This window comes from Kitasatospora sp. NPDC056181 (genome assembly GCF_042266225.1).
Taxonomy (GTDB): domain Bacteria; phylum Actinomycetota; class Actinomycetes; order Streptomycetales; family Streptomycetaceae; genus Kitasatospora.
The window spans coordinates 1-24152 of the sequence record NZ_JBHJUK010000136.1; the positions used below are offsets into that span (position 1 = coordinate 1).

The 24152-nt window shown below is 73.6% G+C and carries 23 protein-coding genes and 1 pseudogene; 21 read left to right on the plus strand and 3 right to left on the minus strand.

What is annotated here, in order from left to right:
- Positions 1–165: 165 nt before the first annotated feature.
- On the plus strand, positions 166–432 hold the full coding sequence (locus ACFC1F_RS34620; protein ID WP_209412770.1) for a hypothetical protein: 267 nt from the start codon (positions 166–168) through the stop codon (positions 430–432).
- 473 nt (positions 433–905) lie between these two features.
- On the opposite strand, the gene ACFC1F_RS34625 is transcribed toward ACFC1F_RS34620, so the two are convergent.
- Complete coding sequence (locus tag ACFC1F_RS34625) at positions 906–1184, minus strand: hypothetical protein (RefSeq protein ID WP_376164399.1); 279 nt, start codon at positions 1182–1184, stop codon at positions 906–908.
- Between the two features lie 202 nt (positions 1185–1386).
- Here ACFC1F_RS34625 and ACFC1F_RS34630 point away from each other — a divergent pair.
- Positions 1387–1902 (plus strand): annotated as a pseudogene (locus ACFC1F_RS34630) (hypothetical protein); the annotation flags it as partial.
- A 257-nt stretch (positions 1903–2159) separates the two neighbouring features.
- On the opposite strand, the gene ACFC1F_RS34635 reads toward ACFC1F_RS34630, so the two are convergent.
- Positions 2160–2582 (minus strand): DUF2690 domain-containing protein, encoded by a 423-nt coding sequence (locus ACFC1F_RS34635; protein WP_376164401.1) that lies wholly within the window; start codon positions 2580–2582, stop codon positions 2160–2162.
- Between the two features lie 260 nt (positions 2583–2842).
- Here ACFC1F_RS34635 and ACFC1F_RS34640 point away from each other — a divergent pair, with 260 nt between their 5' ends.
- The 17 genes from ACFC1F_RS34640 to ACFC1F_RS34720 all read left to right on the plus strand — a co-directional run bounded on the left by ACFC1F_RS34640 (position 2843) and on the right by ACFC1F_RS34720 (position 20905).
- The gene (locus ACFC1F_RS34640) at positions 2843–3730 is read left to right on the plus strand and encodes a transposase (protein WP_376164403.1); all 888 of its coding nucleotides are present in this window, start codon (positions 2843–2845) and stop codon (positions 3728–3730) included.
- Between the two features lie 68 nt (positions 3731–3798).
- A complete protein-coding gene (locus ACFC1F_RS34645) occupies positions 3799–5007 on the plus strand; it encodes a hypothetical protein (protein ID WP_376164405.1) in 1209 nt (402 codons plus the stop codon).
- The gene (locus ACFC1F_RS34650) at positions 5004–5969 is read left to right on the plus strand and encodes an ABC transporter ATP-binding protein (RefSeq protein WP_376164407.1); all 966 of its coding nucleotides are present in this window, start codon (positions 5004–5006) and stop codon (positions 5967–5969) included. The genes ACFC1F_RS34645 and ACFC1F_RS34650 overlap by 4 nt, the downstream gene beginning before the upstream one ends.
- Complete coding sequence (locus tag ACFC1F_RS34655; RefSeq protein WP_209412773.1) at positions 5966–6733, plus strand: ABC transporter permease; 768 nt, start codon at positions 5966–5968, stop codon at positions 6731–6733. Before ACFC1F_RS34650 ends, ACFC1F_RS34655 begins: the two co-directional genes overlap by 4 nt.
- Entirely contained in the window at positions 6730–7533 is an 804-nt protein-coding gene (locus ACFC1F_RS34660; protein ID WP_209412774.1) for an ABC transporter permease, read from the plus strand. The genes ACFC1F_RS34655 and ACFC1F_RS34660 overlap by 4 nt, the downstream gene beginning before the upstream one ends.
- 57 nt (positions 7534–7590) lie before the next feature.
- A complete protein-coding gene (locus tag ACFC1F_RS34665; protein ID WP_376164409.1) occupies positions 7591–7881 on the plus strand; it encodes a hypothetical protein in 291 nt (96 codons plus the stop codon).
- Between the two features lie 136 nt (positions 7882–8017).
- Positions 8018–9271: a pitrilysin family protein gene (locus tag ACFC1F_RS34670; protein ID WP_209412776.1), complete on the plus strand. Its 1254-nt coding sequence runs from the start codon at positions 8018–8020 to the stop codon at positions 9269–9271.
- Positions 9268–10128 carry a hypothetical protein gene (locus ACFC1F_RS34675; RefSeq protein WP_376164411.1) on the plus strand — a complete coding sequence of 287 codons (861 nt, stop codon included), beginning with the start codon at positions 9268–9270 and terminating at the stop codon, positions 10126–10128. Before ACFC1F_RS34670 ends, ACFC1F_RS34675 begins: the two co-directional genes overlap by 4 nt.
- Positions 10125–11270, plus strand: coding sequence for a hypothetical protein (locus tag ACFC1F_RS34680; RefSeq protein ID WP_376164413.1), 1146 nt, complete (start codon positions 10125–10127; stop codon positions 11268–11270). Before ACFC1F_RS34675 ends, ACFC1F_RS34680 begins: the two co-directional genes overlap by 4 nt.
- Positions 11264–12133, plus strand: coding sequence for a hypothetical protein (locus tag ACFC1F_RS34685; protein WP_209412779.1), 870 nt, complete (start codon positions 11264–11266; stop codon positions 12131–12133). The genes ACFC1F_RS34680 and ACFC1F_RS34685 overlap by 7 nt, the downstream gene beginning before the upstream one ends.
- Positions 12130–13056, plus strand: a complete 927-nt coding sequence (locus tag ACFC1F_RS34690) for a hypothetical protein (protein WP_376164415.1) — start codon at positions 12130–12132, stop codon at positions 13054–13056. The genes ACFC1F_RS34685 and ACFC1F_RS34690 overlap by 4 nt, the downstream gene beginning before the upstream one ends.
- A 45-nt stretch (positions 13057–13101) precedes the next feature.
- Entirely contained in the window at positions 13102–14058 is a 957-nt protein-coding gene (locus tag ACFC1F_RS34695) for a hypothetical protein (protein ID WP_209412781.1), read from the plus strand.
- Complete coding sequence (locus tag ACFC1F_RS34700; protein ID WP_209412782.1) at positions 14055–14810, plus strand: AP endonuclease; 756 nt, start codon at positions 14055–14057, stop codon at positions 14808–14810. Before ACFC1F_RS34695 ends, ACFC1F_RS34700 begins: the two co-directional genes overlap by 4 nt.
- Positions 14804–15982 (plus strand): glycosyltransferase, encoded by a 1179-nt coding sequence (locus ACFC1F_RS34705; protein WP_376164417.1) that lies wholly within the window; start codon positions 14804–14806, stop codon positions 15980–15982. The genes ACFC1F_RS34700 and ACFC1F_RS34705 overlap by 7 nt, the downstream gene beginning before the upstream one ends.
- A complete protein-coding gene (locus ACFC1F_RS34710) occupies positions 15969–17051 on the plus strand; it encodes a phosphotransferase enzyme family protein (protein ID WP_376164419.1) in 1083 nt (360 codons plus the stop codon). Before ACFC1F_RS34705 ends, ACFC1F_RS34710 begins: the two co-directional genes overlap by 14 nt.
- Positions 17048–18145, plus strand: coding sequence for a Gfo/Idh/MocA family oxidoreductase (locus ACFC1F_RS34715; RefSeq protein WP_209412785.1), 1098 nt, complete (start codon positions 17048–17050; stop codon positions 18143–18145). Before ACFC1F_RS34710 ends, ACFC1F_RS34715 begins: the two co-directional genes overlap by 4 nt.
- Positions 18146–18232: 87 nt before the next feature.
- Positions 18233–20905 (plus strand): hypothetical protein, encoded by a 2673-nt coding sequence (locus tag ACFC1F_RS34720; RefSeq protein WP_376164422.1) that lies wholly within the window; start codon positions 18233–18235, stop codon positions 20903–20905.
- A gap of 7 nt (positions 20906–20912) precedes the next feature.
- Here the strand turns inward: ACFC1F_RS34720 and ACFC1F_RS34725 are convergent, their stop codons facing one another.
- On the minus strand, positions 20913–21653 hold the full coding sequence (locus ACFC1F_RS34725; protein WP_376164424.1) for an HAD family hydrolase: 741 nt from the start codon (positions 21651–21653) through the stop codon (positions 20913–20915).
- A 226-nt stretch (positions 21654–21879) separates the two neighbouring features.
- Between ACFC1F_RS34725 and ACFC1F_RS34730 the strand changes: the two genes are divergently transcribed.
- Positions 21880–23094, plus strand: a complete 1215-nt coding sequence (locus ACFC1F_RS34730; RefSeq protein WP_376164428.1) for a saccharopine dehydrogenase family protein — start codon at positions 21880–21882, stop codon at positions 23092–23094.
- Between the two features lie 225 nt (positions 23095–23319).
- Positions 23320–24078 carry a hypothetical protein gene (locus tag ACFC1F_RS34735; protein ID WP_376164426.1) on the plus strand — a complete coding sequence of 253 codons (759 nt, stop codon included), beginning with the start codon at positions 23320–23322 and terminating at the stop codon, positions 24076–24078.
- Positions 24079–24152 lie beyond the last annotated feature (74 nt).

The window sequence follows — 24152 nt, forward strand, 5'->3', positions numbered from 1 at the left end:
GGCCGGAGTGCCCGGGGTGTGTGCAGGCCCTTGCGGTAAGGGACTTGGGCCCGTTGGTGCTGCCCGCCCCGACGAGCCGAAGCCGGTATGTGGAACCACGGGCCTGGGTAACCGTGTCGTTTCCGGAGGACGGGGAGTTCGAGTTCGACGTCGATGGGGGGCGGGATGCGGCACAGGCGGCCGACCGACCAGGAGCTGCGGCAGATCTTCCACGGGGAACTGGAGCGTGTGCTCGCAGGCGGGGGACCGCGTTCCTGCACCGGTCTGGACAACGACACCGCCGAGGCGCTCTGGGCGATCGCCTCGGCGGAGCCCGCCGACCGTGAGGCTCTGGTGCCGGCCGTCTACCGGGCCTTTGCCGGTCAGCTGGACGGCAGCAACGCGGCTCGCTGGCACGAGGAACTGGAGCGCCGGTTCGAGAAGCGCGGGTAACGGCGGCAGGGCGGGGCGGGGTGAGAGATCGGGTTCGTTCTCGTGAGTATCCGGTTCAGGTGCCTTCCGAATCGCTGTCGAAACGCTGCTCGGCGATCGCCTGCTCCACTTAATCAGGGGGCTGGCACCTGGGGCACAGCTCGAGGCGGCCCTCGGGTGTGATCACGGTGCCCCAGCTGCGGCATTCTTCGCAGCCGCGGGCCCGGTCGATGTTTGCGCGGATGGTAGGAGCGTGGGGGTGGGCTCCATGAGTCATGGGTGATTTTCCTCTGTAGAGCACTATCACTTGCGCCCAGTTTGCCATGGTTCGTATAGATATGCGGCATGGGTTGCCGGTACTCGTGATCCGCCGGGGCGGCAAGGCGCAGGTCCACGGCCGGCGCAGGGTGCGCCGGGCGCGGTGCTCCGGGCGCCGGAGACCGGGGTGCCGGTGCTGATGGCGGAGGTCGACCGCTCCACCCGAGCCGGTCGCCTCACTCCGTCCTGAAGCCGGGGCACGAGCAGGAATGCTCGTTCCAGGTGCCGATCCAGTTGCCGCCGCCGTCGTAGCGGTCCGAGCCGTCGTACTCGGTCTCGCTGCAACTGCCGCGGGAGCCATGGCTGTACGTGCTGTGCCCGCACGCGACACAGCCCGGCGGGCCCGGCCGCTCCGGCGGGAACGGCGTCCCGGACCGCCACACGGCCACGATGGCGGCCACGCAGAGGACGAGGACCACGATCCCGACCGTGCCGATGATGCTGGACGTGCTCATCCAAGGCCCCCCTTGCGCTGCTGCGTGGTCCACGCGCGGGCGGGGGGTCATGGTTCCGTCCGGGTCGTGAGCGGGTCCCACGCTGTACGCCGTCCTCGCCCGGCACCCGGTGGCCCGCTGGAAGGCCAGGACCCACACCCCCAGGATCCGACTGCCCTCGAACCCGAGGCCGAGGCGCTGCGATGGGGGCTAGGTTGGGGGCATGAGCGTGTCGCGTCGTTACCGGTACGTCGGACCAGCCGAGCTGAGGGCTGCCGTCCGACCCGGGCACGGGGGCTTCCGCATCCGCACCGCGGCTGACTTCGCGACATGGGTGACGGAGCGGACCGCAGAAGAGCTGGCTGATCCCTTCACCTTCGTCATCGACGCCGACGGGGTCCTGCTGCTGGCTCCCCGCCGAAGTGAGCACGTGGCCTGCGCGAGCGGGGAGCCGGTGCTGAGCGCCGGCGAGATGAGCTTCCAGGACGAGTCCGGACAGTGGGCAGTGGAGGGGGTCAGCAACCAGTCCACCGGCTACTGCCCGGACACCGCGTCCTGGCCGGCCGTGGCCCGGGCATTGGACCGGGCCGGCCTGCGGCAGCCGGCCGGCTTCACGCACGAGGTCGTGTTCCGACGCTGCCCCGAATGCCAGGGGCACAACATCGTGAGGGAGGAACACTACGTCTGCGTCTTCTGCGACGCCGACCTGCCTCACAACTGGAACGTCGACTCAGCCGCTGCTGCGCCGACCGGCAGCACGAAGGCCCCGCCCGCGGGCGGGGCCTTCGCTGTCATGCGTCGAGAGATCGAGGCCGTTCTTCCTGGCAGTGTCCGAGCGTCCGCGTCGCGGGATCACGGTGGTGATCCCGGAATCTGCCGGCCGGAGCCCGTGCCCGGCTGAGGTGTCCCGTCGAACGCGCAGTGGCTACCGTCAATGCCGGCGTGGCGTCACCGGCCGCAGCCGTTCCCACCCTGGAGAGGCGACGCTGACGAGGCTCAGTAGTCGATGGTGCAGTTGTACTCCGAGCCGTTCTGGACCCACAGGCAGGCGTGCGCGGTGACGTTGGCGTCGTTGACCATCGTGGTCCAGGAGTTCTGCGTTTGGACCATCGTCCAGCGGTAGGTGCCGTTCGAGTTCTGGACATCGAGCTTGTCCCCGAAGATACCGGCCACCGAACGCGCCCAGACGGCCCGGCAGGACGGGCTGTACCGCAGCTCGATGCCGCGCCCTGCGACGGTGCCGTACCGCGCGGTGTACGCGTCGTACTGGCAGGTCGTGCTGGCCGGGTCCAGGCCTGTACAGCTGCTGGCGTAGCAGCTGGAGGCGGCGGACGCGGCAGGGGCGAGGGTCAGTCCCCCCGCCACGGCCAGGGTGGTGGCGGCGAAGACGGTCGCTGCCCGTCGGCGAAGGCTGCTCATCGTGGGCACTCCTTGGAAGGTATGAAGAGTTCTCTCGGGTCTGGAGAAGCCGTCGACGCCGACCGTCGCCGCGGTCGGCAGCACTCCGCTGCACGAGCCGGGAACCGGCGTCGTCCGGCGCGGCCTCTCACGGGACGAGTGTGTCCCCTCCCGACGAACCGCCTGGCCGTCTCCATGGGCACCGGGTGTCCCAACACCCGTCTCATCCCTGCGATCAGGGCGTTCGAGACCGTCTCAATCGCAATCTGAGACATCGTCACTTGAGAAGCCCGTTGCCCGGGGGGCCTGCCGGAGTCCTGGGCCTCGACGCCGCGTGCCGCGTCGAGGCCAAGGTTCCGCCCTCCGTCGCCTTCGCCACCAAGCCCGCCCTGGCGACATCGATGCTCGCCGCCGCGCTCGCCGCGCAGGTGCCCTTCTCCTTCATGGCTGCGGACTCCGGCTACGGGCGCGACCCGCATCTGCGCGCCTTCCTCCACCAGCAGGCGGTGCGCTACGTGGTGGGGGTGCCCGTCGACCTGCCGATCGCCGGGGTGGCGGGCAAGCCGGAGCCGGGTGCCCCGAAGGCCGCGCGGGCCGGGGACCTGCTGCACTGCGCCACCAGCCGCGACCGGTGGGAGCGCCGCAGCTGCGGCGAGGGGGCGAAAGGGCAGCGGTACTACGACTGGACCGTCGTTGACGTCACCGTCACCGTCACCGGTCAGGCGCCGGCCGACGGCTTCGCCCACCGGCTCCTCGTCCGGCGCTCCACCGAGAAGGGAGTCGAAGCAGTTGGCGAGCGGCTCGGGAGGGGTGTGCCGGCTCCGGGCTCAGCCCGGCGGGACGGTGCGGTCGGGGTCGGGGTCGGGCGACCCGCGCCGGCCGGCCGCGCTCTCGGGATTCCGGCCCGCCGTTCGGCGGGGATCCGGCCTATCGTTCGGCGGGGATTCCGACCCGCCGTTCGGCGGGGATTTCGGACAGGCGTAACGGTTCCCGGGTGCGACGAGGTTCAATTCCCGCAGAATTCCGGGACCGCTCCGTCCGGCCGGGGCCGCGGATCGGGCCCAACGGTTCTCGGTGCGGCGGTGGTTCAATCCTTGGGCATCGACATCGGGTCGATCACGGCATTATTTCGGCCACGCCCTGTAGTGCGCCGACGAATGCCCTTGTAGCCCCTGGTCATCCGTCCATTCATCGTGTACCTCTTGGAAGCTCATATTCCTCCTGCAGAAGTGGCACCATGCACACCAAAGACCAGGCCGGAATACCCGGCGCGGAGGGCACCGGTTCCCCGGCCCGGCTTGGGGGCGGCCGGCTCTTCGGCCTGAGCGTGGCCGGCGCCGCCATCAGGGTGGAGTCCGAGGTGCCCGGACTGGACGTCTGGGCCGCCCGGTTGCTCAGCCCCACCTTCGCCGTCACCCCGGACCCCGACCCGGACCTCTTCACGGTCCGCGTGGTGGCGGCGGCGCCCGACGCCCTGCCGACCGCCGACCCGCGGGCGCCGCGGCTCCAACTGGACGAGACGCAGGTGTCGGTCCTGGAGCACGGCGCCGAACGGGTGACGGTCGTCCAGGACGACGGACTGCACCCGCCGATGCTGATCAGCGCGGTCCCCGGCGACGCCGCCGTCGAGCTCGCGGTGTGCTGCGACGACGCCGACTCGCTCAGGCCCGCGGTGCGCTTCCTCAAGTTCGTCCTGGCGGCCGGGGTGCGCGCCGGCGGCGCCGTCTTCCTGCACGGTGCTGCCGTGTCCCGGGCCGACCGGGCGCTGCTCTTCCTGGCGCCGAGCGGCGGCGGCAAGTCCTCGCTCAGCTTCCTCGCCGGCAGCCGCGCCGAGTGGGACGTCGTCTCGGACGACTTGCTCCTTCTCGCCGGGGCACCGCAGCGGCCCGCCCTGCCCGTGCGCGTGCACGGGTGGCCGCACCGGCTCGGGGTCAGCACCGCCGCACTGATCGGCCATCCGGCCCGGGCCCGCTTCGAGCAGGCCTCGCTACGGCGGCACGGCACGCCGACCGGATCGTTCGAGGGGGCGCAGTCGCTACCGTGGGGGAGGGCCACCCGGAAGCGGGTCTACCTCGATCTCGACGAGTTCCAGCAGTTGACCGGGGCGCGGATGGTCGGACAGGCGGTCCCCGCCGCGGTGGTGCTGCCGCAGCCGGAGCAGGAGCGGCGCGGCTGGACCATCGAGCGGGTCCTGGACCGGCCGGCCGGGTGGAGCCGGCAGTTCCTGGCCGATGCGGGCGAACTCAAGTTCATGACCGACTTCCTCGGGCTGATCGACCGGTCCCGGTTTCCGGCCCCGGTCCAGGGCGGGGGCCCGGCGCTGTGCCGGGAGTTGGAGGGCCTTCCCGCGGTCCGGGTGCGCTACGGGCGCGACGTGAACGACCGGATGCCGCAGTTCCTGGCCGAGGTGTGCGACGCCCTGGGGCTCGCGGAGGTGGCACGGTGACCGCCGTGGAAGCCGTGGCGCTGCGGCGCAGCTACGCGCTCGGGCGCGGTCGACGTGCCGAGCGACGCGAGGTGGTCGCCCTGCACGAGCTCGACTTCCTGGTGGCCGAGGGCACCGTGCACGGGCTGCTCGGTCCCAACGGGGCGGGCAAGACGACCCTGTGCAAGATCCTCGCCACCGTGCTGCTGCCCAGCTCGGGCAGTGTCCGGGTGTTCGGCGAGGACGTGGTGTCCAGGACGAGGCAGGTGCGCCGGAGCGTCGGTGTGGTCTTCGGCGGCGAGCGCGGCCTGTACTCGCGGCTGACGGCCCGGCAGAACCTGCACTACTGGTGCGCCCTGTACGGCCTGCCGCGCCGGGCCGTGCTGTCCCGGACCGAGCAGCTGCTCGCCCGGGTGGGCCTGGCCGAGCGCGCCGACGAGAAGGTCGACGGCTTCTCCCGGGGCATGAAGCAGCGGCTGCACCTGGCCAGGGGGCTGGTCGGGGATCCCCGGCTGCTGTTGCTGGACGAGCCGACCACCGGCATGGACCCGGTCGCCGCGCGCGACTTCCGGCTGCTGGTCGCCGAGTTGAAGGCCGAGGGCCGGACGATCCTGCTGACCACCCACGACATGGCCGAGGCCGAGGCGGTGTGCGACCGGGTGACCCTGATCGACGGCGGGCGCGTGCTGGCCACCGAGCACCCGCAGGCGCTCAGCGCCCTGGTGTCGAGCAACGAGCGGATCGAGTTCGAGAGCGACGCCGCCGAGGCGCCGCAGGGGCTGGACGCCGTGCCGGGGGTGGTCGGCGTCACCACCCTCTCCCCGGGCAGGTACCGGGTGGAGGTCGCCGGCACGGACGCGACCAAGGCGGTGATCGGCCTGCTCGTCGACCGGGGGGTGACCTCGCTGGCCACGACCAGGCCCCGCCTGGAGGAGGTCTACTTCAAACTCATCGGGGACCGTGGCATGGCGGTGGGCCGATGAGGACGTTCACCGCCTCCTTCCGCGTCCAACTGCTGCTGATGCGCCGCTCGCCCGGCGACCTGGCCGTGCTGGTGACGGCCCCGTTCTTCAGCCTGATGTTCCTCTCCATGACGCAGCAGGCGGCCCGCTCCGCCCTCACGCCGTACGCAGTGGCGGCCCCGGTGCTCATCGCGGTGTGGACGATGTCGCTGTTCGTGGCCGGCGACCTGATCAGCAGCGAGCGCAGCGGCGGGCGGCTGGAGGCCCTGGTGGCGACGCCGGCCCCGCTGTCGGTCGTGATCATGGGCCGGATCTGCGCAGCCGTCGCGCTGAGCATGCTGGCCTTCGTCGAGACCTGGCTGGTCGGGTGGCTCTGCTTCGGCATCGTGGTGCCCGTCCCCCATCCGGCCGTGCTGGTGGCGGCGCTGGCGGCCACCGTGCTCGCCATGGCGGGGACGGCCACCATGATGGCGGCGGTGTTCGTGCTGGCCCGCTCCGCCCGGATCTTCCAGAACACCCTGAGCTACCCGGTCTACCTGCTCGCCGGGGTGCTGGTGCCGGTGAGCCTCCTGCCGGGGTGGCTGCAGCCGTTCAGCCGGGCGGTCTTCCTCTACTGGGGAGCCGGGCTGCTGCGGGACTCCCTCGCCCCGCCCGACGTACCCCAACTGGCCGGCCGGCTGGCCATGGTGCTGGTGCTGGGCGCGACCGGTTTCGTGGCCGGTCAGCTGCTGATGCGGCAGGTGCTGCGGCGGGTGCGGGTCCTGGGCACACTGGGGCAGGCATGACATCACTGGTACAGCCGCTGCGCGTGGTGGCCTACAGCGCGCGGAACGCGGCGGCCGACTTCGCGGCCACCTACACCTGGAAGTCATGGACCTTCGGCTGGGTCGGCCGAATGCTCTCCCAGGTCGTCTTCTTCACCCTCGCCGGGCAGGTGCTCGGTTCGCCGGGGCACTCCCAGGCCCGGTTCATCGGCAATTCGGTGATGACCTGCGTGATCGAGTCGATGATGGTCGTCGCCTCCAGCGTCTGGGAGCGAAGAGCGGGCACCCTTCCGCTGCTGGTCGCCTCGCCGGCTGAACTCGCCCCGGTGTTCTTCGGCCGGAGTCTGCAGTGGATCGCGAGCGGGGTCGCGACGTCGTCGGTCGCGCTGCTGGCCCTCGGGCCGTTGTTCGGCCTGCACTGGAGTGCGGCGCAGATCCCCGCGGTGATCATTCTGCAACTGCTGACGGCCGTCGCGAGCTACTGCTTCGGACTGGTGCTCAGCGTGCTGGTGCTCAACGCCGCCCAGTTGCGGAACATCGCGTCCAATGTGGCCTATCTGGCCATGATGACCTTCTGCGGAATTCAGGTGCCGGTGGACTACTGGCCCGGCCCGATCCGCCTGCTGGCGGAGGCGATGCCGGTCACCTACGGGAACCGGGCGATGACCGCGCTGGCCGCCGGGAGTCCGGCCGGGCAGGTGTGGCGGCCGGCGGCGGCCGTCGTCCTGGTGGGGGCGGTCTGGCTGGGCATCGCCGTCCTGGCATTCCATTTCTTTGCCGAGCGCGGACGGCGCGACGGCTCCCTGGAATTCGGTCAGTAACTCCCTGGGATTCGGTCGGTAGAACGACGCCCCGACGGGACGGGGTGACCTTTTTTCGTGCACGGCGGTGTCGGCCTTCCGGAGAATTCATCCGGCCCGGCCGACGGCTTTGGCATGCCAATTTTTCGGCCGGTCCGGCGAGGGTCGACAATTGTCGAGAATTCCGGGAGAAGGCTTGCATGGAAAGCGGTCGGCATGGTTGATTCGAAGCACCCGGTGAACATGCGCCGCATTCCGGTCGCGATTCACCACCGATTGCATCCGGGAGGAGGGGAAGAAATGGAGCGTCAGCACGCTGTGAGCCTGCGTCCGCGTCTGGACAAGATCAAGATCAAGTCCGCCATGTGACGGACCGCTCCGCCGGGGAGGGCACTGCCCTTCCCGGCGGGGCCCCTTCCGATCCGACGTCGACCGGACGTCGCAGAAGTCTCAACCAGCCCTACGGGCCCCCACAGGCCCGGCAGTCGTCCGAAAGAGGTGCCCCGTGCCCCAGGCCGTCGAAAGCATCCGGCTCCACGGTCACCCGGTCTCCGACCGGCTCACCGTGCTCAGCCGCCCCGACGAACGTCTGCGGACCACCTCCTTCTGCCTGGCCGTCGGCTTCGGCGCCCGCCACGACCCCGAGGGCGCGAACGGGGCCGCCCACCTGCTGGAGCACCTGCTGATGACCGCGCCGGCGTCCGGCGCCGTCTCCGTGAGCGAGTACATCGAACGCCGGGGCGGCGAGTCCAATGCCATCACCGGCCTGGAGGCGATGGTCTTCGAGGCCCGGGTGCTCACCGAGGACGCCCCGGCGGTGCTCGAACGCCTGCTGGGCGCGATCGCCGAGCCGGCGCTCACCCCGTCCCTGCTGGAGAGCGAACGCCGGGTGGTGCTCCAGGAGTTGGCCTCCGCCGCGGCCGACCCGAGCGACGTCGTGCAGGACGCCTTCCTGGCCCGGATCTTCGCCGGCCATCCGCTCGGCCGACCGGTCGGCGGCACGGTCGAGGAGCTCGACCGGATCGACCCCGAGGGCCTGGCGGCGATTCACCACGACAACTTCCTGCGCCGCGGCATGGCGCTGGTCAGCGTCGGCGGCCTGTCCGCGGCGACCGTGGAGTCCGTGGTCCGCAGCTCACCGTTGGTCGCGAGCACCGCCGGACCGCTGCCTGAGCGCGGCGCCGACCGCCCACTGCCGGCCCTGCGCCGCGACTTGGACGTCAGCTGGCCGGAGGACGACTTCTGCTGGCTCGCTCTGGGAGGACGGTCCGCCGCCGGCACGGCCCCGCAGCGCCACGCCTTCAGCGTCCTCGCCCAGTTGCTCGGCTCCAGCCCGTCCTCCCGGCTCTACCGGGCACTGCGCGGCGACGCAGCCCTGGCCTACGCCTTCGCCTCCTGGTCCCGCAGCTACCAGGAGGCCGGTGCCTGGCGCGTCCTGGTGGGCACCGAACCGCGCAACGGCCCGCAGGTGGTGGCCGTCGTCGTCGGGCTCCTCGAACAGCTCGCCGCCGACGGACCGGTCGAAGCCGATCTGGACGCGGCACGCAAGCAGGCGGTCATGCGGCTGACCCTGCAGACCGAGGACCCGTTGGAGAACGCCCGTCTGCTGGCCCAGCGCGGACTCGACCGGAGCGCCCCCCTGTCGACCGACGAGGAGACCGCGGCGCTGCGCTCGGTCACCGCCGACGACATCCGCCGCAGCGCGGCCGATCTGCTGGCGGAGCTGAACCTGGTGGTCCGCCCGGAGGCCGCACGATGACGCCGCAGGGAATCTCCGAGGAGTACTGGCGGGCCGCCGGGGAGGCGGGTCTGGTCGTCGACCTGGACGGGCACCCCTGCGTGGCAGGGGAGTACCAGGAGCCGCTCAGCGGCGAACAGCAGTGCCTGGTCGAGTACGCGGACCCGGCCCTGCTCACCGACCGGGCCGCCGCCCGCCGTCTGGCACGGCTCCTGGCCGAGCACTTCCCCGACAGCCGCCTGGCGGTCGTCCGCACCCCCGCCGAGCTGCGGATGCCCGAGCCGTGGGAACGCCACCTCAGCTACGTCCAGCACATCGGCGCCGCCGCCTCGCCGGCGGACGGCATCGCCAGCACCCCGGCCGACGGCATCGCCATCACCCCGGCCGACCGGCGGGACGACGAGCAGGTGGCCCGCTGGCTGGTACAGGCGTTCCACAACGCCGGCCAGCACGGCAGCGTCGACGACGCCGCGGCCCGCCGGCACGCGCAGCAGATCATCGAGGCCCCCGACCGGCGCTCGCTGATCGCACGGTCCTCGGGGACGGCGATCGGCCACGCCACGCTGCTGTGCGAGGCCGGCGACGACGTCGACGGAGGGCGCTTCGTCGAGCTGCTGGACATCCTGATCGACCCCCCGCAGCTGCGTCGGGCCACCACCGCCGCGCTCGTCGACGCCTCCCGCGCGGTGGCCGACGACCTGGGCCTGCCGCTGGTCGGCAACGTGGTGCACCCCCGGAACGTGGTGCACGCCCGCCCGGCCGGGCCGGACACCGGGCACTCGCGGGTCCTCGACTCGCTCCTGGCCACCGGTTGGCGGCTGCGGCACACCTACTGGCGCATGCCGCTGCCGCAGGACGGCACCGGAGGTGCCCGATGAAGACCGAAGGACCGCTCGCCCGGTTCACGCTCGACCTGGACAACCTGCGCGCCATGCTCGGCCTCGACGAGGACGCCACGCCACGCGCGGTGGTCCGGGCCGCCCGCCCGGTCTCTCCCGGATTCGCCGCGGTCGCACTCTCGGTGGCCGAGGCCGACGGGCACACCCTCGGCAGCGGTTCCCGGGACGAGGTCAGCCGGGCCCGCGGGCGGATCGCCCGCTACGAGCAGGTCGCGGCGGCCGCCGCCCGGACCGGCGCCGCACGGGTCGTCAAGGGGCCCTCACTGGCCCGCTGGTACCCCCGTCCGCTGGTCCGGTCGATGTGCGACCTGGACCTGCTGGTACCGGACGAGGCGGCGCTGTGGCGGGTGGTGCGCGGCATCGCCGCGGAGTACAGCCCCGACCTGCTCTACGTCTCGGTGCTGGCCCGGGGGCCGGTCCGCGACCTGGTCGCGACCCTGTGCTGGCCCGCACCGGACCCGCTGCTCGACGCCGACCTCAAGATCGAGGTGGCGACGCTCGTCCACGCCGGTGACCTGCGGCACGTCCCGGTCCGCGCCGGGGCGCCGACCGATCCGGGGGTCGCCAACCTGCTCGCGCTCGCCGAGGAGAGGTTCCAGCACCCGTTCGGCGTGAAGGACGCCATCGACGTGGCGGTCCTGCTCGGCTCCCCCGACGCGCCGGACCCGGCCGAGGTCGTGGCGGCGGCGCGGGAGTACCTGCTGGCACCGGAGCTGCTGGAACTCGTCGAGTACGCCTGCGCCCGGCCCCGGCTGCTCACCGAGCCCGCCCCCGCGCTGATGGAGCCGCTCCGGGACGCGGCCCGGGCCGAGACCGAGCGCAGGGCCGGCAGCACGCCGGTCACCCCCGCCGACGGCGACGGCGACGGCGACGTCCGTCGACGGATGGCGCTCGGGCTGCCGGTGCACGGCCTGCACCTGCGCGACGCGGACCACCCCGGTCGGCAGGTGGCCCGGATCGAGGACTTCGATTCGGGAGTCCTGCTGCGCGCGCCGGTCGCGGACTTCCTGCTGGTCGGCCAGGAACTGGTGGACGAGCAGCTGTACCGGGCCGCCCTCGCCTTCCTGGAAAAGGGCCGTGACGCTCGGTCGACCGACCGGGAGGAGGACCGGCCGTGGTGACCCTCTGCCTGCGGCTGGACGACGTCCACGGCCGAACCCCGCTCACCGCCCTGCGGGCACTCGACGACCGGGTGTGGGCAGGCCGCCCGGTCGTGCTGGGCACCATCCCGTTCCCCGCCCTCGGCTGCCTGGGCCCGGTCGCCTCACCGCGCGAGGTTGCCGCGGCCCGCTCCACCGCGACCCACCCGGGCCTGCTGGACTACCTGGACGGCCGCCGGGCCGAAGGGCTGGCCGAGGTCGCCCTGCACGGCCTCACCCACGCCGACCACCGGTCTCCGGCCGGTCCCGCCGTCGCCGAGCTGGTGGCCCCCTCCGCCGGGCGGGTCACCCGGCTGACCGACTGCCTGCACGGCTGGCGGTCCCGGTTCGGCACCCGCACGCTGATCCCGCCGCACAACTACATCGATCCCGGGCTGCGCGAGCAGTGCCTCGCCGAGGGCTTCCACGTGTCCCGCGCCGTCACCGACGCCGAGGTCTCCGCACTCGGCCTGGACCCCGACCGGCCGGACCACCGGGCCGAGGCCAAGCGGCGCCGCCCGTACCGCCTGGTGGGCACGGCGCTGGACGTCTACCAGACGACCGGGGTCTCCTACGAGCGCGTGCGACGTGCCGGTCCGCCGGCCGAGGAGCTGGCCGAGTCCGTGATGGCGATCGCGGCGCCCACCGGAATCGGCGTGATCACCTTCCACTGGTGGGACTTCGTGCGGGCCGACGCCTCCTGGTGCGAGGAGTTCGCCCAGTACACCACCCGGCTGCTGCGGCGGTGCGAGGCGCTCGCCCCGGTGGAGTTCAGCACCGTCGCCGACCTCGCCGACGACCTGGTGGCCGCCGCGCAGCGCCGACCGAAGGACCGTACGGCATGACCACGCCGCCCACCGCACCCGCCGAGGGCAGCTGGGACGTCTCCACGGCGGCCGGCCCGCTGCACGTGCAACTGCCCCGTTCCCTGCGGACCGCGTGGCCCCGGATCGTCCCGCACCTGCCCGGCGCCGCCGTGGCCGGCTGCGGCTGCGGCTCACGCCCGGCGACCGGACCGCGAGCAGCGGGGTTCCGGACCGACCCGGACTTCGACACGGCGCTGCTGCCGGACACCGCCGCCCCGGACGACGTGCGCCGGTTCCTCAACGCCGTGCTGCACTGCCGCCACCTCGGCCGGGGCGTGCTCACCCTGCACGCGGTCGCCGCCGCCCGCGACGACCAGGTGCTGCTGCTGCTCGGCGGCCACGGGGCGGGCAAGACCCTCACCGCCCTCGCCCTGCACGAGCGCGGCTGGCAGCCGCTCTCCGGCGACGTGTCCCTGCTGCGGGTCCTGCCGGACGGCTCCCCGGAGTACCTCGGCGGCACCACGGCCTTCGTGGTCCGCAGTGCCGAGGTGGCCCGCTACCTGCCCGGCACCGCCCGCCGGTACCTGCCCGGACCGGCGCTCGCACCGGACGACACCGCCGATCTGGCGCCGCTGCTGCCACCGGCGCACGCCGCACCGACCGCTCGGCGGACGGTGCGTCTGGTCCACGTCCGGGTGGACCAGCGGGAGTCGCCGCTGGTCCGGTGGGCCGAACGCCAGCTGCGGCACTCCTGGCTCTACCAGGCCAGCGGCCACCAACTCGACCGGGTGCTGCGCTGCGACGACACACCGCTGCGCTGCCTGGAGCCGCCGGAGCTGACCCGGGCGCGGCTCGCGCTGACGACGCGGCTGGCGGACCGGGTTCCCGTGCTCTCGGCGCTCGGCACACCCGGTCAGATCGCCGCGGGCATCGAGGACGTCCTCGTCCCGGTCCCGGCCTGACAGAGCATCACCGGCACCATCCGTACCACCGAGCGAAGGCAGGACATGCCACAGCCCCATCAGCAGCAGGGCCGGCCGTCGGACGTCGGGCCGACGTCCCACCACGGCGGGGACGAGGCCGCGGCGACCGGCGCCCGGCTCTGGTTCCGCGACGGCCAGGTGCTCCTGACCCCGCCCGCGCCGGGCCCCCGGCCCGACCGGGCGAGGGCGTGCACCGCGAGCCTGCTGAGCCCCGGCACCGAGCTGCGCCGGCTGCGTACGGGGCGCCCGGGAGAGACCAGGGCCGCCGGCTACATGGCGATGGCCGCCTCGGCTTCGGGAGAGGTCGTGCTCGCCCCGGCGCCGCACGGCGGCTGGGTCGATCCCACTCACGCCGACGCGCTCGGCACCGCCCATGGACCGCTGGTCGCCGCGGCCGCGCGGTTCCAGCTGATGGCGGCCCTGGGCCTGGGAGACCTGGTTCCCGATCCGGCGGGCCCGCCCCCCGTCGTGCTGGGCAGCGGCCCGGTCGCGCTCGGCGCGGTCCTGGAGCTGCTGCGGCGCGGCGCGGCGCGGGTGGACGTCCGGTCCTCCCGGCCGTGGCCCGCCGTGGCCGGGCTGGCGGGCGTACGGGTGGTTCCGGCAGTCGCCGACGGCTCGGCCGGCCTCGTCCTGGAGTGCACCGGCAGCCGGCTCGCCGAGGCGCTGGCCGCTGCCGCACCCGGCGCGACCGTCGGGCTGCTGGGCACCCCGCAGGACGCCGCCCCGCTCGACCCGCTGCTGGTGCACCGGTCCTCCCTGCGGGTCCTCGGCATGCACGAGTTGGGCGGTCGCCGGGCAGCCGAGCGCGTCGCCCGGTTCCGGGAGGTCGGCGACTGGCTGGCGGCCCGGTTCGCCCCCGAGCAGTTCGCCGACTGGTGCCATGTCACCCCCGGCGACCACGCGCCCGAGCTGTACCGTGCGCTGTTGGCCGGCCGGCGTCCGCAGCCGCCGCTGCTGCTGCTCGACTGGAGCGCGTCGTGACCCGCCAGGGGCGTCCGCCGCTGGGCCTGTACAGCATCGGGGTCCGTCACCTGCCGCCCGAGCAGCTGCTGCCGTGGGCCGCCGCCCAGGCCGTCCCGTTCGTGCACCTGCGCGGCGGGCCGCGCGGCCACCACCTGTCGGAGCGCGCTCCGGCCGAGCTGGCCGCCTGGCGCGCACTGGCCGACCGCACCGTACCGGTGACCGCCGTCACCGCGGACCTGGAGCTGGCCGCGCTGCTGGCCGACGACCCGGCCGCGCTGGCGGAGCTGGACGCCCTGGCCGAGCGCGGCGGTTCGCTGGGCGCCCGGGCGGTGCGGGTGCTCGCGACGGATCCGCCGGAGAGTTGGTCACGGTCCGCGTCGGCCCGGCTGCGCGGGCGGCCGCTGCTGATCGAACCGCACTCGCCGGACTGGTTCACGCCGGAAGCACTCGACTTCACCGACCGGCTCCTCGACCTGCTGCCCGAGGCCGCACTGCTGGCCGACTCGCTGCAGTTCGACCGCTGCGCGCCGGCGCCGGACCGCGCCCTGGCCGACCGGCTCGTCGCCCGGGCCGCGGCCGTCCACCTTTCCGACCGCGGCGACGGGTTCGCGGCGCCCGGTCACCGGCTGCTGCTGCAGGCCGCGCGGGACGCGGCCGCCCGGGGCGCACAGATCGAGCTGGCCTTCGAGTGGACCGGGGCGGACCGCTCCCCGGCCACCTGCCTGGCCCGCTACCGGCAGGCGATCACCTGGCTGGGGGACACATGGTGACCGCCGCCGTCCCGCACCCGCCGGTACCGTGGGTGGTGGTCACCGACTACCCGCGCTGGCCGAGCCCGTACTTCACCCAGTTCGAGAGGGCGGTCGGCGGCCGGATGGAGCTGCGCTTCCAGCCCGGACTCGACGGACTGGAGGCACAGGCTCCGGGGGTGCTCAACCTGCACCGGCTCAAGCGCCTCTACCGGGACGCCGGCGGAACGGCCGACCCGGTGCTCGCCGCCGAGCTGGTCCGCAGGCTGTACGGGCTGCGGCGGCAGGGCTGGCGCATCGTCTGGACCGTGCACAACCTCTACCCCATCGACGTGCCGCAGACGTCGGAGGCCGACCTGGCGGTGGTGTCCGGACTGCTCGCGGTCGCGGACACCGTGCTGTGCCACACCCGGGCGGACGCCGCGCACGTCCGCGGCCTGCCCGGGGTGGGCGGCCGCGTGGCGGTCTGCGGCTGGGCCGGGCTGCCGGCCCCCGCCGCGCCGACGCTGCCGCCCGGGCCGGCCCGCCTGGCCGCGGCCATGGCGGACAGCCGCGCGTTCCTGCTGGCCGGCAACATCTCCGCCTACAAGGACGTCCCGGGCGTGATCGAGGCGTTCCTGCGGGCCGAGGTCGCGGACGGGCAGCTGTACGTCGTCGGTCCCTGCCGTGACCAGGAACTGGAGGCCGCCGTCACCGACCTCGCCCGCCGCAGCGACCGGGTGCACCGGTGGGCCGGGCGGGTCGACCCCGGCCACGTCCGGCACCTGCACGACGCGGCCGCGGTGGCCGTCTGCAACTACCGCACGGACGGCGGGCAGCGGTTCTTCACGCAGGCGATCCACCCCAGCTCGGTCGGCACGGCGGTGGTGTGCGGGGTGCCGCTGGTCGCCCCGGCGCTGTCGAGCATCCGGGAGATGACCCAGGGTCATCCGGCCTACCTGCACGAGTCGCCCGCCGACCTGCCGGCGTCGCTGGCACTGGCCGCCGCCCACCCCGACACCAGGTGGGGTCGGCCCGAACCGGACGAGACCGGGCCCTGGGAGGCCATCGCCGAGGCGCACCTGCTCGTCGCCGGAACCGGCGGCAGCGGGCCGGCACACCGCGTCGGCGCATCCGGCGTCGGCGCACCCGACCCCGGCACACAAGGCGGAGACCACCTCAGGGGGGAGAGCGAAGACCATGGAACGATCTGACACGGCCGCCGTCGTCGCTGCCCTGGCCGCCGGGTACGGGCTCGGCGTGCGGGACGTGACGCAGCTGCACGCCGGACACGGCACCCGGAACTACCGGGCCGACGGGCCGGACGGCCGACTGTTCGTCAAGCAGTACCCCGCCGAGGCCGACCTGACGGCCGAAGCGGCGGCGATCGACCTGGCCGAGCAGGCGGCGGAGGCCGGCGTCCCCGTCCCCCGGCCGCTCCGCACCACCGCCGGACGCACCGTCAGCACCGACGGGCCGCTGGCGCTGTCGGTGTGGGAGTACGTCGAACCGGGCAGCTCCAAGCCGCGCCTGACGCCCGGCCAGGCCGAGGCCGCCGGCACCGCCCTGGCCCGGATCCACCGCCGGTTCGCCGGCCACCCCGCCCCCACGGGGCTCCCTCGGCAGACCCGCGACTGGCTGGCCTTCGACGAGGGCGCGGCCAGGGCCCGGATCGACGGGCTGCTGGCGCGGATCGACGCGCTGCCCGCCCCCGGCGCGTTCGACCTCCGCTCGGCCGAGATCCTGCGGCGCCGCCGTGAGCTGATCCGCGCCGTCCCGCGCCTGCTGACCGGCCTGCCCCCGCTGACCAGCCAGGTGCTGCACGGCGACTACAGCGCGCTCAACCTGATGTTCGACGGCGACCGGCTGGTCGCGGTGGTGGACTTCCGCCCGCCCGACCCGTTCCTGGCCGCCTACGAGATCGGCCGGATCGCCTTCCCTCCCGAGCAGGTCGCCGAGTCGTCGAGCTGGCCGGAGAACGCCTGCCGGCTGGTGTCCGCGTACGCCGCGGAGCATCCCGGGGCCCGCGCCCAGGACCTGGTGCTCAGCGCGCGGATCTGGCTGGCCCACCTGCTGCGGAGCCTGTACGGCGTCAAGGAGCACTACCTGGACCCCAGGCCGCTCCAGGACGACCTGGACGCCTTCTGGCTCCACCGGGACCGCACCGCGCAGCTCCTGCTCGGCCGCCTGGACGAGATCGAGGACGCCCTGCGGGTCTGCGTGGCGGGGCTCGCCCGACCCTGGACCACTGGACTTCCGCCACTGACATCGGAGCAACAGTGACGACACCCCTGCGCGTGTGCCTGGTCGGCTTCGGCGTCGCGGGACGGCTGCACGAGGCCGTCCTGCGCGGCCTCGGGGCCGAACTCACCATCGTCGAACCGCAGCCGGCGCCGGACCCGACGGGCGCCGCCGGATGGACCACCGTCGAGCAGTTGCCCGATCGGATCGTCGCAAGCACGGACCTGTGGTCCGTCTGCTGCCCGACCGGGGAGCACCTGCGCGTCCTGCGGGCCGTGCTGGCCAGGCAGCCGGGCGCGCGGGTGCTGCTGGAGAAGCCGGCCTGCCCCAGCCACGAGATAGCGGAACTCCGCTCCCTGCTCGCCGCCCACCCGCAGGCCCGGGTGGTGGTCATCGACCAGTACGCGCACGCGCGGGCACTGGACCTGCTCACCGAGGCCGTACGGGTCCACGAACCCGGGCACCGGATACCCGAGTCGCTGCGGATCGTGTTCACCAAGGACCGCTCCTCGGACATCGCCGCGGGCCGGTTCGTCGACCTCGACTACGGCGTCCTCGGCTACGAGTGGCTGCACATGCTGGCCGTACTGCGCCGTCTGGTACCGCCTGCGGCGAGCCGGGAGTACCTGGGCGGGCGGCAGCACGCCCGGGAACTGCACGCCTCCTACCATCCGGAGCTCTTCACCAGCGCCCTGACCGAGCGGACCGAACTGGCCTGCGGCACCGAGCTGGAGCTGCACTCCGCGATCCTCGGTCCCGCGCCCGCCCCGGTCGGCCCGCCGCCCACGGACACCGGCGGCTGGCGGCAGCTGCCGGCCGGCGCCGAGCACCGCAGCCGGTTCGTCCTGCTGCGTGCCGGGGACACCGCCTTCCGGCTGGACCTCGACCCGGTGGCCGCCGCCGGGGGCTGGCGGCTGCCCCGCAACGCGCACCGCCTCACCGTGCAGCGGGGCGGCCGGCTGCTGGCGGACCGGGTGATCCACGACTCGCCGCTCGACACCGCGATCCGACGGGGCATCGACCTGCTGCAGGCCGCCGGCCCCGGCCCCCGGGTCGACCTGACGCCGCTCGAGCTCATCGCCCGCACCGCCGAGCAGCTGCGGCTGCGGACGCCGACCATGGTGCGCCCCGGGTGAACCACCCGGAGCAGTGCGGTTCGCGGGACCGCCGCGCCGCTCCCGCCGGGGCGACGCCCGAACGACCGAACGCAACGAGGAGGGGCAGTGTCGGACCCTGCAGCGCAGCCTGATCTCACGGCGGTGCTCGCCGAGGCCTACGGCCTGCCCGGTGCCGTGCTGGAGCGGCTGCCAGTCGGCCAGGTCACCGTCAACTACCGTGCCCGCGTCGGCGACCGGCTGCTGTTCGTCAAGCACTACCGGGACGGCGTGACCGACCTGGGCGCCGAGCGGGCCGCCGTCGAGCAGACCCGCCTGGCCCGGCTGCGGCAGGTGCCGGTGGCAGCGGTGCGGCCCGCCGCCGGCGGAGCCACCGTCGTCCGGCACGGCTCCACCACCGTCTCGGTCTGGGAGTGGATGCCCGGCGCCATCGTCGACAGCGGCCTCAACCCCGCCCAGCAGCGCGCCGCGGGCGCCGCCCTGGGCCGCATCCACAGCGCGTTCGCCGACCACCCGGCCGGGCGCCGGCCGACGGCCGCCGTCGACGACTGGCTGCACCCGGACCTCGGGCTGCTGGAGGCCACCGTCGACAAGCTGCTGGGCATCGCCGGCGGCCGGCCGCAGCGCGGCGAGTTCGACGAGCAGGCGCTGCGAACGCTGACCGAGCGGCGGGACGTGCTACGCAGGATCCCCGAACTGCTGGCCGGGCTACCGCCGTTGACCACCCAGGTACTGCACGGCGACTACTCCGCCGTCAACCTGCTGTTCCAGGGCGACGAACTCACCGCGGTGCTGGACTTCCTGCCACCCGAGTCGTTCCTGGCCTCCTACGAGCTGGGCCGGATCGCCTTCGACCCGCGCACGGTCGTGCTGGACGAGGACTGGATCACCTCAGGAGTGAACCTCGTCGGCAGCTACCTGGAGACCAATCCGCTCCTGCCGGCGGCCGACGTCACCGCCTGCGCGCGGGTCGCCCTGATCCAGCTGCTGACCAGCCTGTACGGCGTCAAGCAGCACTACCTCAAGCCCGGGCTGCTGCAACCGGATCTGGACCGGTTCTGGCTGCTGCGGCACGCCGCGGCCCAGCGGCTGCTGGACCACCTCGGCGACGTCGAGAGCGCGCTGGCGCAGGCGGCCCACCGCCGCGGCCGACGCCCGTCCGGCGGCCCGACCACGAACGAAGGAATGCCGATGACCACGACCGCCACCATGCCGATGACCGCGACCGTCGCGATGCAGGACGCGAGCGACACCCCAGCGGACCAGTGGGAGGTGCTGCGCGGACCGATCGGCGGTGCGGCGGTCACGGCGGCCGTCACCGCGCTGGCCGAGCGCCACCGACTGCGGTACGAGCACGCGGACGCCGACACGCTCCGGCTCACCGACCCGGCCACCTCGGACGCCCTGGTCACGGTCCGGCTGCGCGGCCTGCCGCCGCAGGAGCCGCGCACGCTGGGCTTCCAGGTGCCGCCGCCGGCCGCCGTGGACGTGCTGATCGACCCCGGTCCCGGCCGCGGCGCGAGCCGGTTCGCCGCCGAGCTGCGCGACACCCTCGCCGCCCGTGCGCTGCCCTACACCGACAGCGAACTGGCCGGCATCCGGGACGCCATGCCGCTGCTGGAGCGCTACAGCAGTCCCCAGCCCGCCTTCGACGACTGGGCGCTGCTCTTCCGCGACCACTACCTGGAGCACAGCACGGGATTCGTCCTCGCGATGGAACGGGCCGGCATCCCCGCCGAGTGGATCTTCGCCCTGGACAAGGGCGACCAGACCTGGAACCGGGACCGGGTGCACGCGACCTTCCTGGCCCGCGGCTACCGCAGCGACATCCTCGACAACACCGCCGTCAACGACCCGGACGCCCACCAGGCCGAACTCGCCCGGGTCGGCGCCGACATCGACGCCTTCCTGGACTCCGCGCACGCGGCCGGCCGACGGGTCCTGGTCGTCGACGACGGTGGACTGCTGGCCCGCGGCTACGGCACCGTCACCGCTCCGCACACCGCCGACGCGGCGCTGGAGCTGACGGTCAGCGGGATCAAGCGCATCGCCGCCGCCGGCGAGCTGGCGATACCCGTGCTGAACCTGGCCCGCTCCCAGGTCAAGTCCCGCCTGGGCTACCGCGAGATCGCCGACTCCTGCCTGCGCCGGGTGCGGACCCTGCTACCGGACCGCAAGATCATCGGTCGGCGGGTACTGCTGCTGGGGCACGGGACCCTCGGGTCACTGCTCGCCACCCAACTGCGCGACCTGGGCTGCCGCGTGGATGTCGTGGACACCGATCTGCCGGCCCTGATCGACGCCGCCGAGAACGGCTTCACCACCTACCGCACGGCCCGTCAGGCCCTCTCCTCCAGCACCCCGTTCCTGGTCGTCGGCACCACCGGCGAAGTCGCGCTGACCGAGGCCGACCTGAGCGCGCTGCCCGACGGTGTACTGCTCGCCCCCTTCGCCACCCGCGACTTCTCCGTCCTGACCGAAGGTCCCCGCCGTGCCGGCGCCACCGAGATCCCCGGCATCGGGCTGCGCTTCGACCTGCCCGGCGGCCGGACCGCCACCCTGCTGGGCAACGGCCGTTCGATGAACCTCTTCCAGGCCGACTCCATCCCCACCCAGGGCTACGACGCCTACCGCGCCGGCACGCTGATCGCCGCCGCCACCCTGTGCGCCGACCCCGACCGGGTGCCGGCCGGTCTCCACACCGGCCCGGCCGACGCGGCGATCGCCGGAGCCGGACTGTGGGACGCCTACTACGACCTGTACTGCGCCGAGCAGGGCTGACGACCCGTCATTCCTCTCCTGCCCCGAGGAGTTCGGGAAGTTCGGCGAAATGCCCGACCACACCGATCTCCCGGGGCAGGCCGGCCGGCGGCTCCGGGCTCACCAGCACCGCCTGCATGCCGTACGCATGCGGCCCGAGCGCGTCCTTGGCCGGGGTGTCCCCGACGAAGAGGACCTCCTCCGGCCGGCAGCCCGCCGCGGCCACCACCACCTCGTAGAAGCGGACATGGGGCTTGCGGACCCCCACCGTGCTGGAGAGGACGAGCGCGTCGAAGCAGTCCGCGATGCCGGCGGCCACGAGCGTGCGGCGCCGTACGCTCTCCGGCCGCTGCGTGTCGCAGGCGAGCACGCACCGCAGCCCGGCACGCCTCAGCCGCCGCAGCGCCTCGGCGGCCACCGGATCGACCTCGGCGTCCGGCACCGCGCTGAACACCGCCTCGATCGCGCCCTCCAGGTCCGGAACCGAAGCGCCGCACTCCCGCAGCGCCCGCTCCAGCTGCTCGGCGAAGACGCTCTGCACACCCAGCGCCCGGCCCTCCTCCCGCATCCGCCGCGCAACCCCGTCGAACACCGCAGCGAAGCCCTCCGGCACACCCCCGGGTCCACTGCCGAGCACACGCGCGATCACCGCCCCGTCCGCCCGCGGCCCCGGCCGGGCCAGCGTGCCCCCGAAATCCAGCGCAAGCGCACGCACCTGCACCTCCGACCGGCGCCACCGGCCGTCACCCGACGGGACGTGAGCGAGCACAACGGGTCCTTTCCCTGATGGTTCGCCACCTGACTACCAGCACACCCGGCGGCACGGCAAGAGCCGTCGGGGCAGCTCCGTCGTGCGATCGCGCACGCCTCCGACGGCAGGGGCACGACGCGCCGCGCACCCGGCGCACGACACCGGGCAGGGGCCGAGAGCGTTGACAGTGCCACGACGTCCTCCTAGCGTGACGCAGTCGATCACCCGCACGGAGGGACTGCCGATGGCCGAGTCGCGCACCTACGACCTCGTCCTGTTCGGCGCCACCGGGTTCACCGGCGGGCTCACCGCCGAGTACCTGGCCCGAACCGCCCCCGAGGGCTGCCGCTGGGCGCTCGCCGGACGCGACGAGCGCAGGCTCGCCGCCGTCCGGACGAGGCTGGCGCAGATCGACCCGCGCTGCGCCGACCTCCCCCTGCTGACCGCCGACGCCGCGGACCGCGAGGCGCTGCGCGCCGTGGCCGCCGAGGCCCGGGTGGTGATGTCCGCGGTCGGCCCGTACCTGCGGCACGGCGAGCCGCTGGTGGCAGCCTGCGCGGACCACGGCACCGACTACGTGGACCTCACCGGCGAGCCGGAGTTCGTCGACCGGATGTACCTCCGGCACCACGAGCGGGCGGTGGCCACCGGCGCGCGGCTGGTGCACGCCTGCGGCTTCGACTCGGTGCCGCACGACCTCGGGGTGCTGTTCACCGTCGAGGAGTTGCTGCGACGCGGCGGCCCTGCGGCCCGGGTCTCGGTCGAGGGATTCGTCCGCGCCGGCGGCACCGTCTCCGGCGGCACCCTCGCCTCCGCGATGACGGCCTTCTCCCGACCGCGGGCGATGGCCCGGGCCGCCCGGGCGCGCCGCGCGGTGGAGCCACGACCGAAGGGACGACTCGTCCGCACCCCGGCCGGCCGGCCGCACCGGTCGCGGGCGGCCCGGGCCTGGGCCGTACCGATGCCCTCGATCGACCCGCAGGTGGTGTCCCGCTCGGCCGCCGCGCTGGACGAGTACGGCCCGGACTTCGGCTACGCGCACTACGCGGCGGTGCGACGGCTGCCGGTCGCCGTCGCCGGCGTCGCCGCGGTGGCAGCGGTCGCCGTCGCCGCCCAGCTGCCACCGCTGCGCCGGGTCCTGGGGCGGCTGCGCAAGCCCGGCGACGGGCCGAGCGCGGAGCAGCGGGAGCGGTCCTGGTTCGCCGTCCGGTTCGTGGCGCGGGCGCACGGCGGGCGGACAGTTATCACCGAGGTGTCCGGGGGCGATCCCGGCTACCAGGAGACCGCGAAGATGCTCGCCGAGTCGGCGCTGTGCCTGGCGTACGACGACCTGCCGCCCGTGGCGGGGCAGCTGACCACGGCGGTGGCGATGGGTCGGCCGCTGATCGACCGGCTGATCGCGGCGGGCATCTCCTTCCGGGTGCTGGACACCCCGCCGACCACCGCCCCCGGCCGGTAGCAGCCGCCGGTGGTGCCGTCGACCTCGGCACCGTCGTCCTGTGCGGCCTGCCGGACGCCGCCGAACACACCACCACCGGCCACCTGGTTCCGGGCGGCTGCACCGCCGACCGCTGCGCACGCGGCCGGCCGAAATCACCCACTTTTACACTGAGTGACGACTTGGATACGCTCGCCCCCTCGGGTCTGTTTGCATACGGACCCCCTCTGGAGCGGCGGTGTTCCCATGTCTCACCAGGAAATTCCGGAAGAGCGTCTCAAGGCCCTGCAGGCGATCGTCGACGCCAACCCCCATGCCAGCCTTGAGGGCCTCAGGGGGGAGGACTGTGATGCGATCCAGGCGGAGATGGACTCCTGGTTCGGGAGTGCGATGGAAGAACCGGGGGCCGGGTGGGGGTTCGTGGTCCTGTTCTTCAAGGCCCTGATCAAGGGCTGCCCCTTCGTGTGGGGGGCCGATGTCGAGATCGACCCGACCAAGGGCGACCCGTTCCAGCTCCAGACGATCCCCTTCTACGGCAGTGACACCCGCGGCACCAAGGTCAAGATGTACGACAAGGACATCAACGTCCTGTTCAGCAACAGCATCAACACCAAGGGCAACTACGACCCGGACAGCGACACCCACAACCTCTTCCGCCTCGGGCCCGCCGGGAAGACGAACAGCGAGGGCCGCGCCCTCTACTACCTGTTCGTCCAGGACGGCGCGCACGCCGGCAAGTCCCTGAGCACCTACCCCGCGGACGGCACCCGCCACATCCAGGCCCTGGAGCACGACCCGGACACCGCTCACATGTGGACGGTCGGCCGCGAGATCCACTCCAACGATGCCGTGGGCAACCGCTTCGAGTGCTGGACGTCGGTCGACGACTTCGTCGGCTACCTCGACATCCCCGACGGCAAGGGCGGCCACCCCATGGACTGCTGGGCCGACAAGACCGGCAACAACCAGGTCTGGCACTTCCGGCCGGCCAGCTACCAGGGCTGACCGGCCGACGGCCGACCTGTGGCAGCACCAGACCCCAACGCCCGGAGCGCCGCGTCCGGGGACCGGCTCCGGTC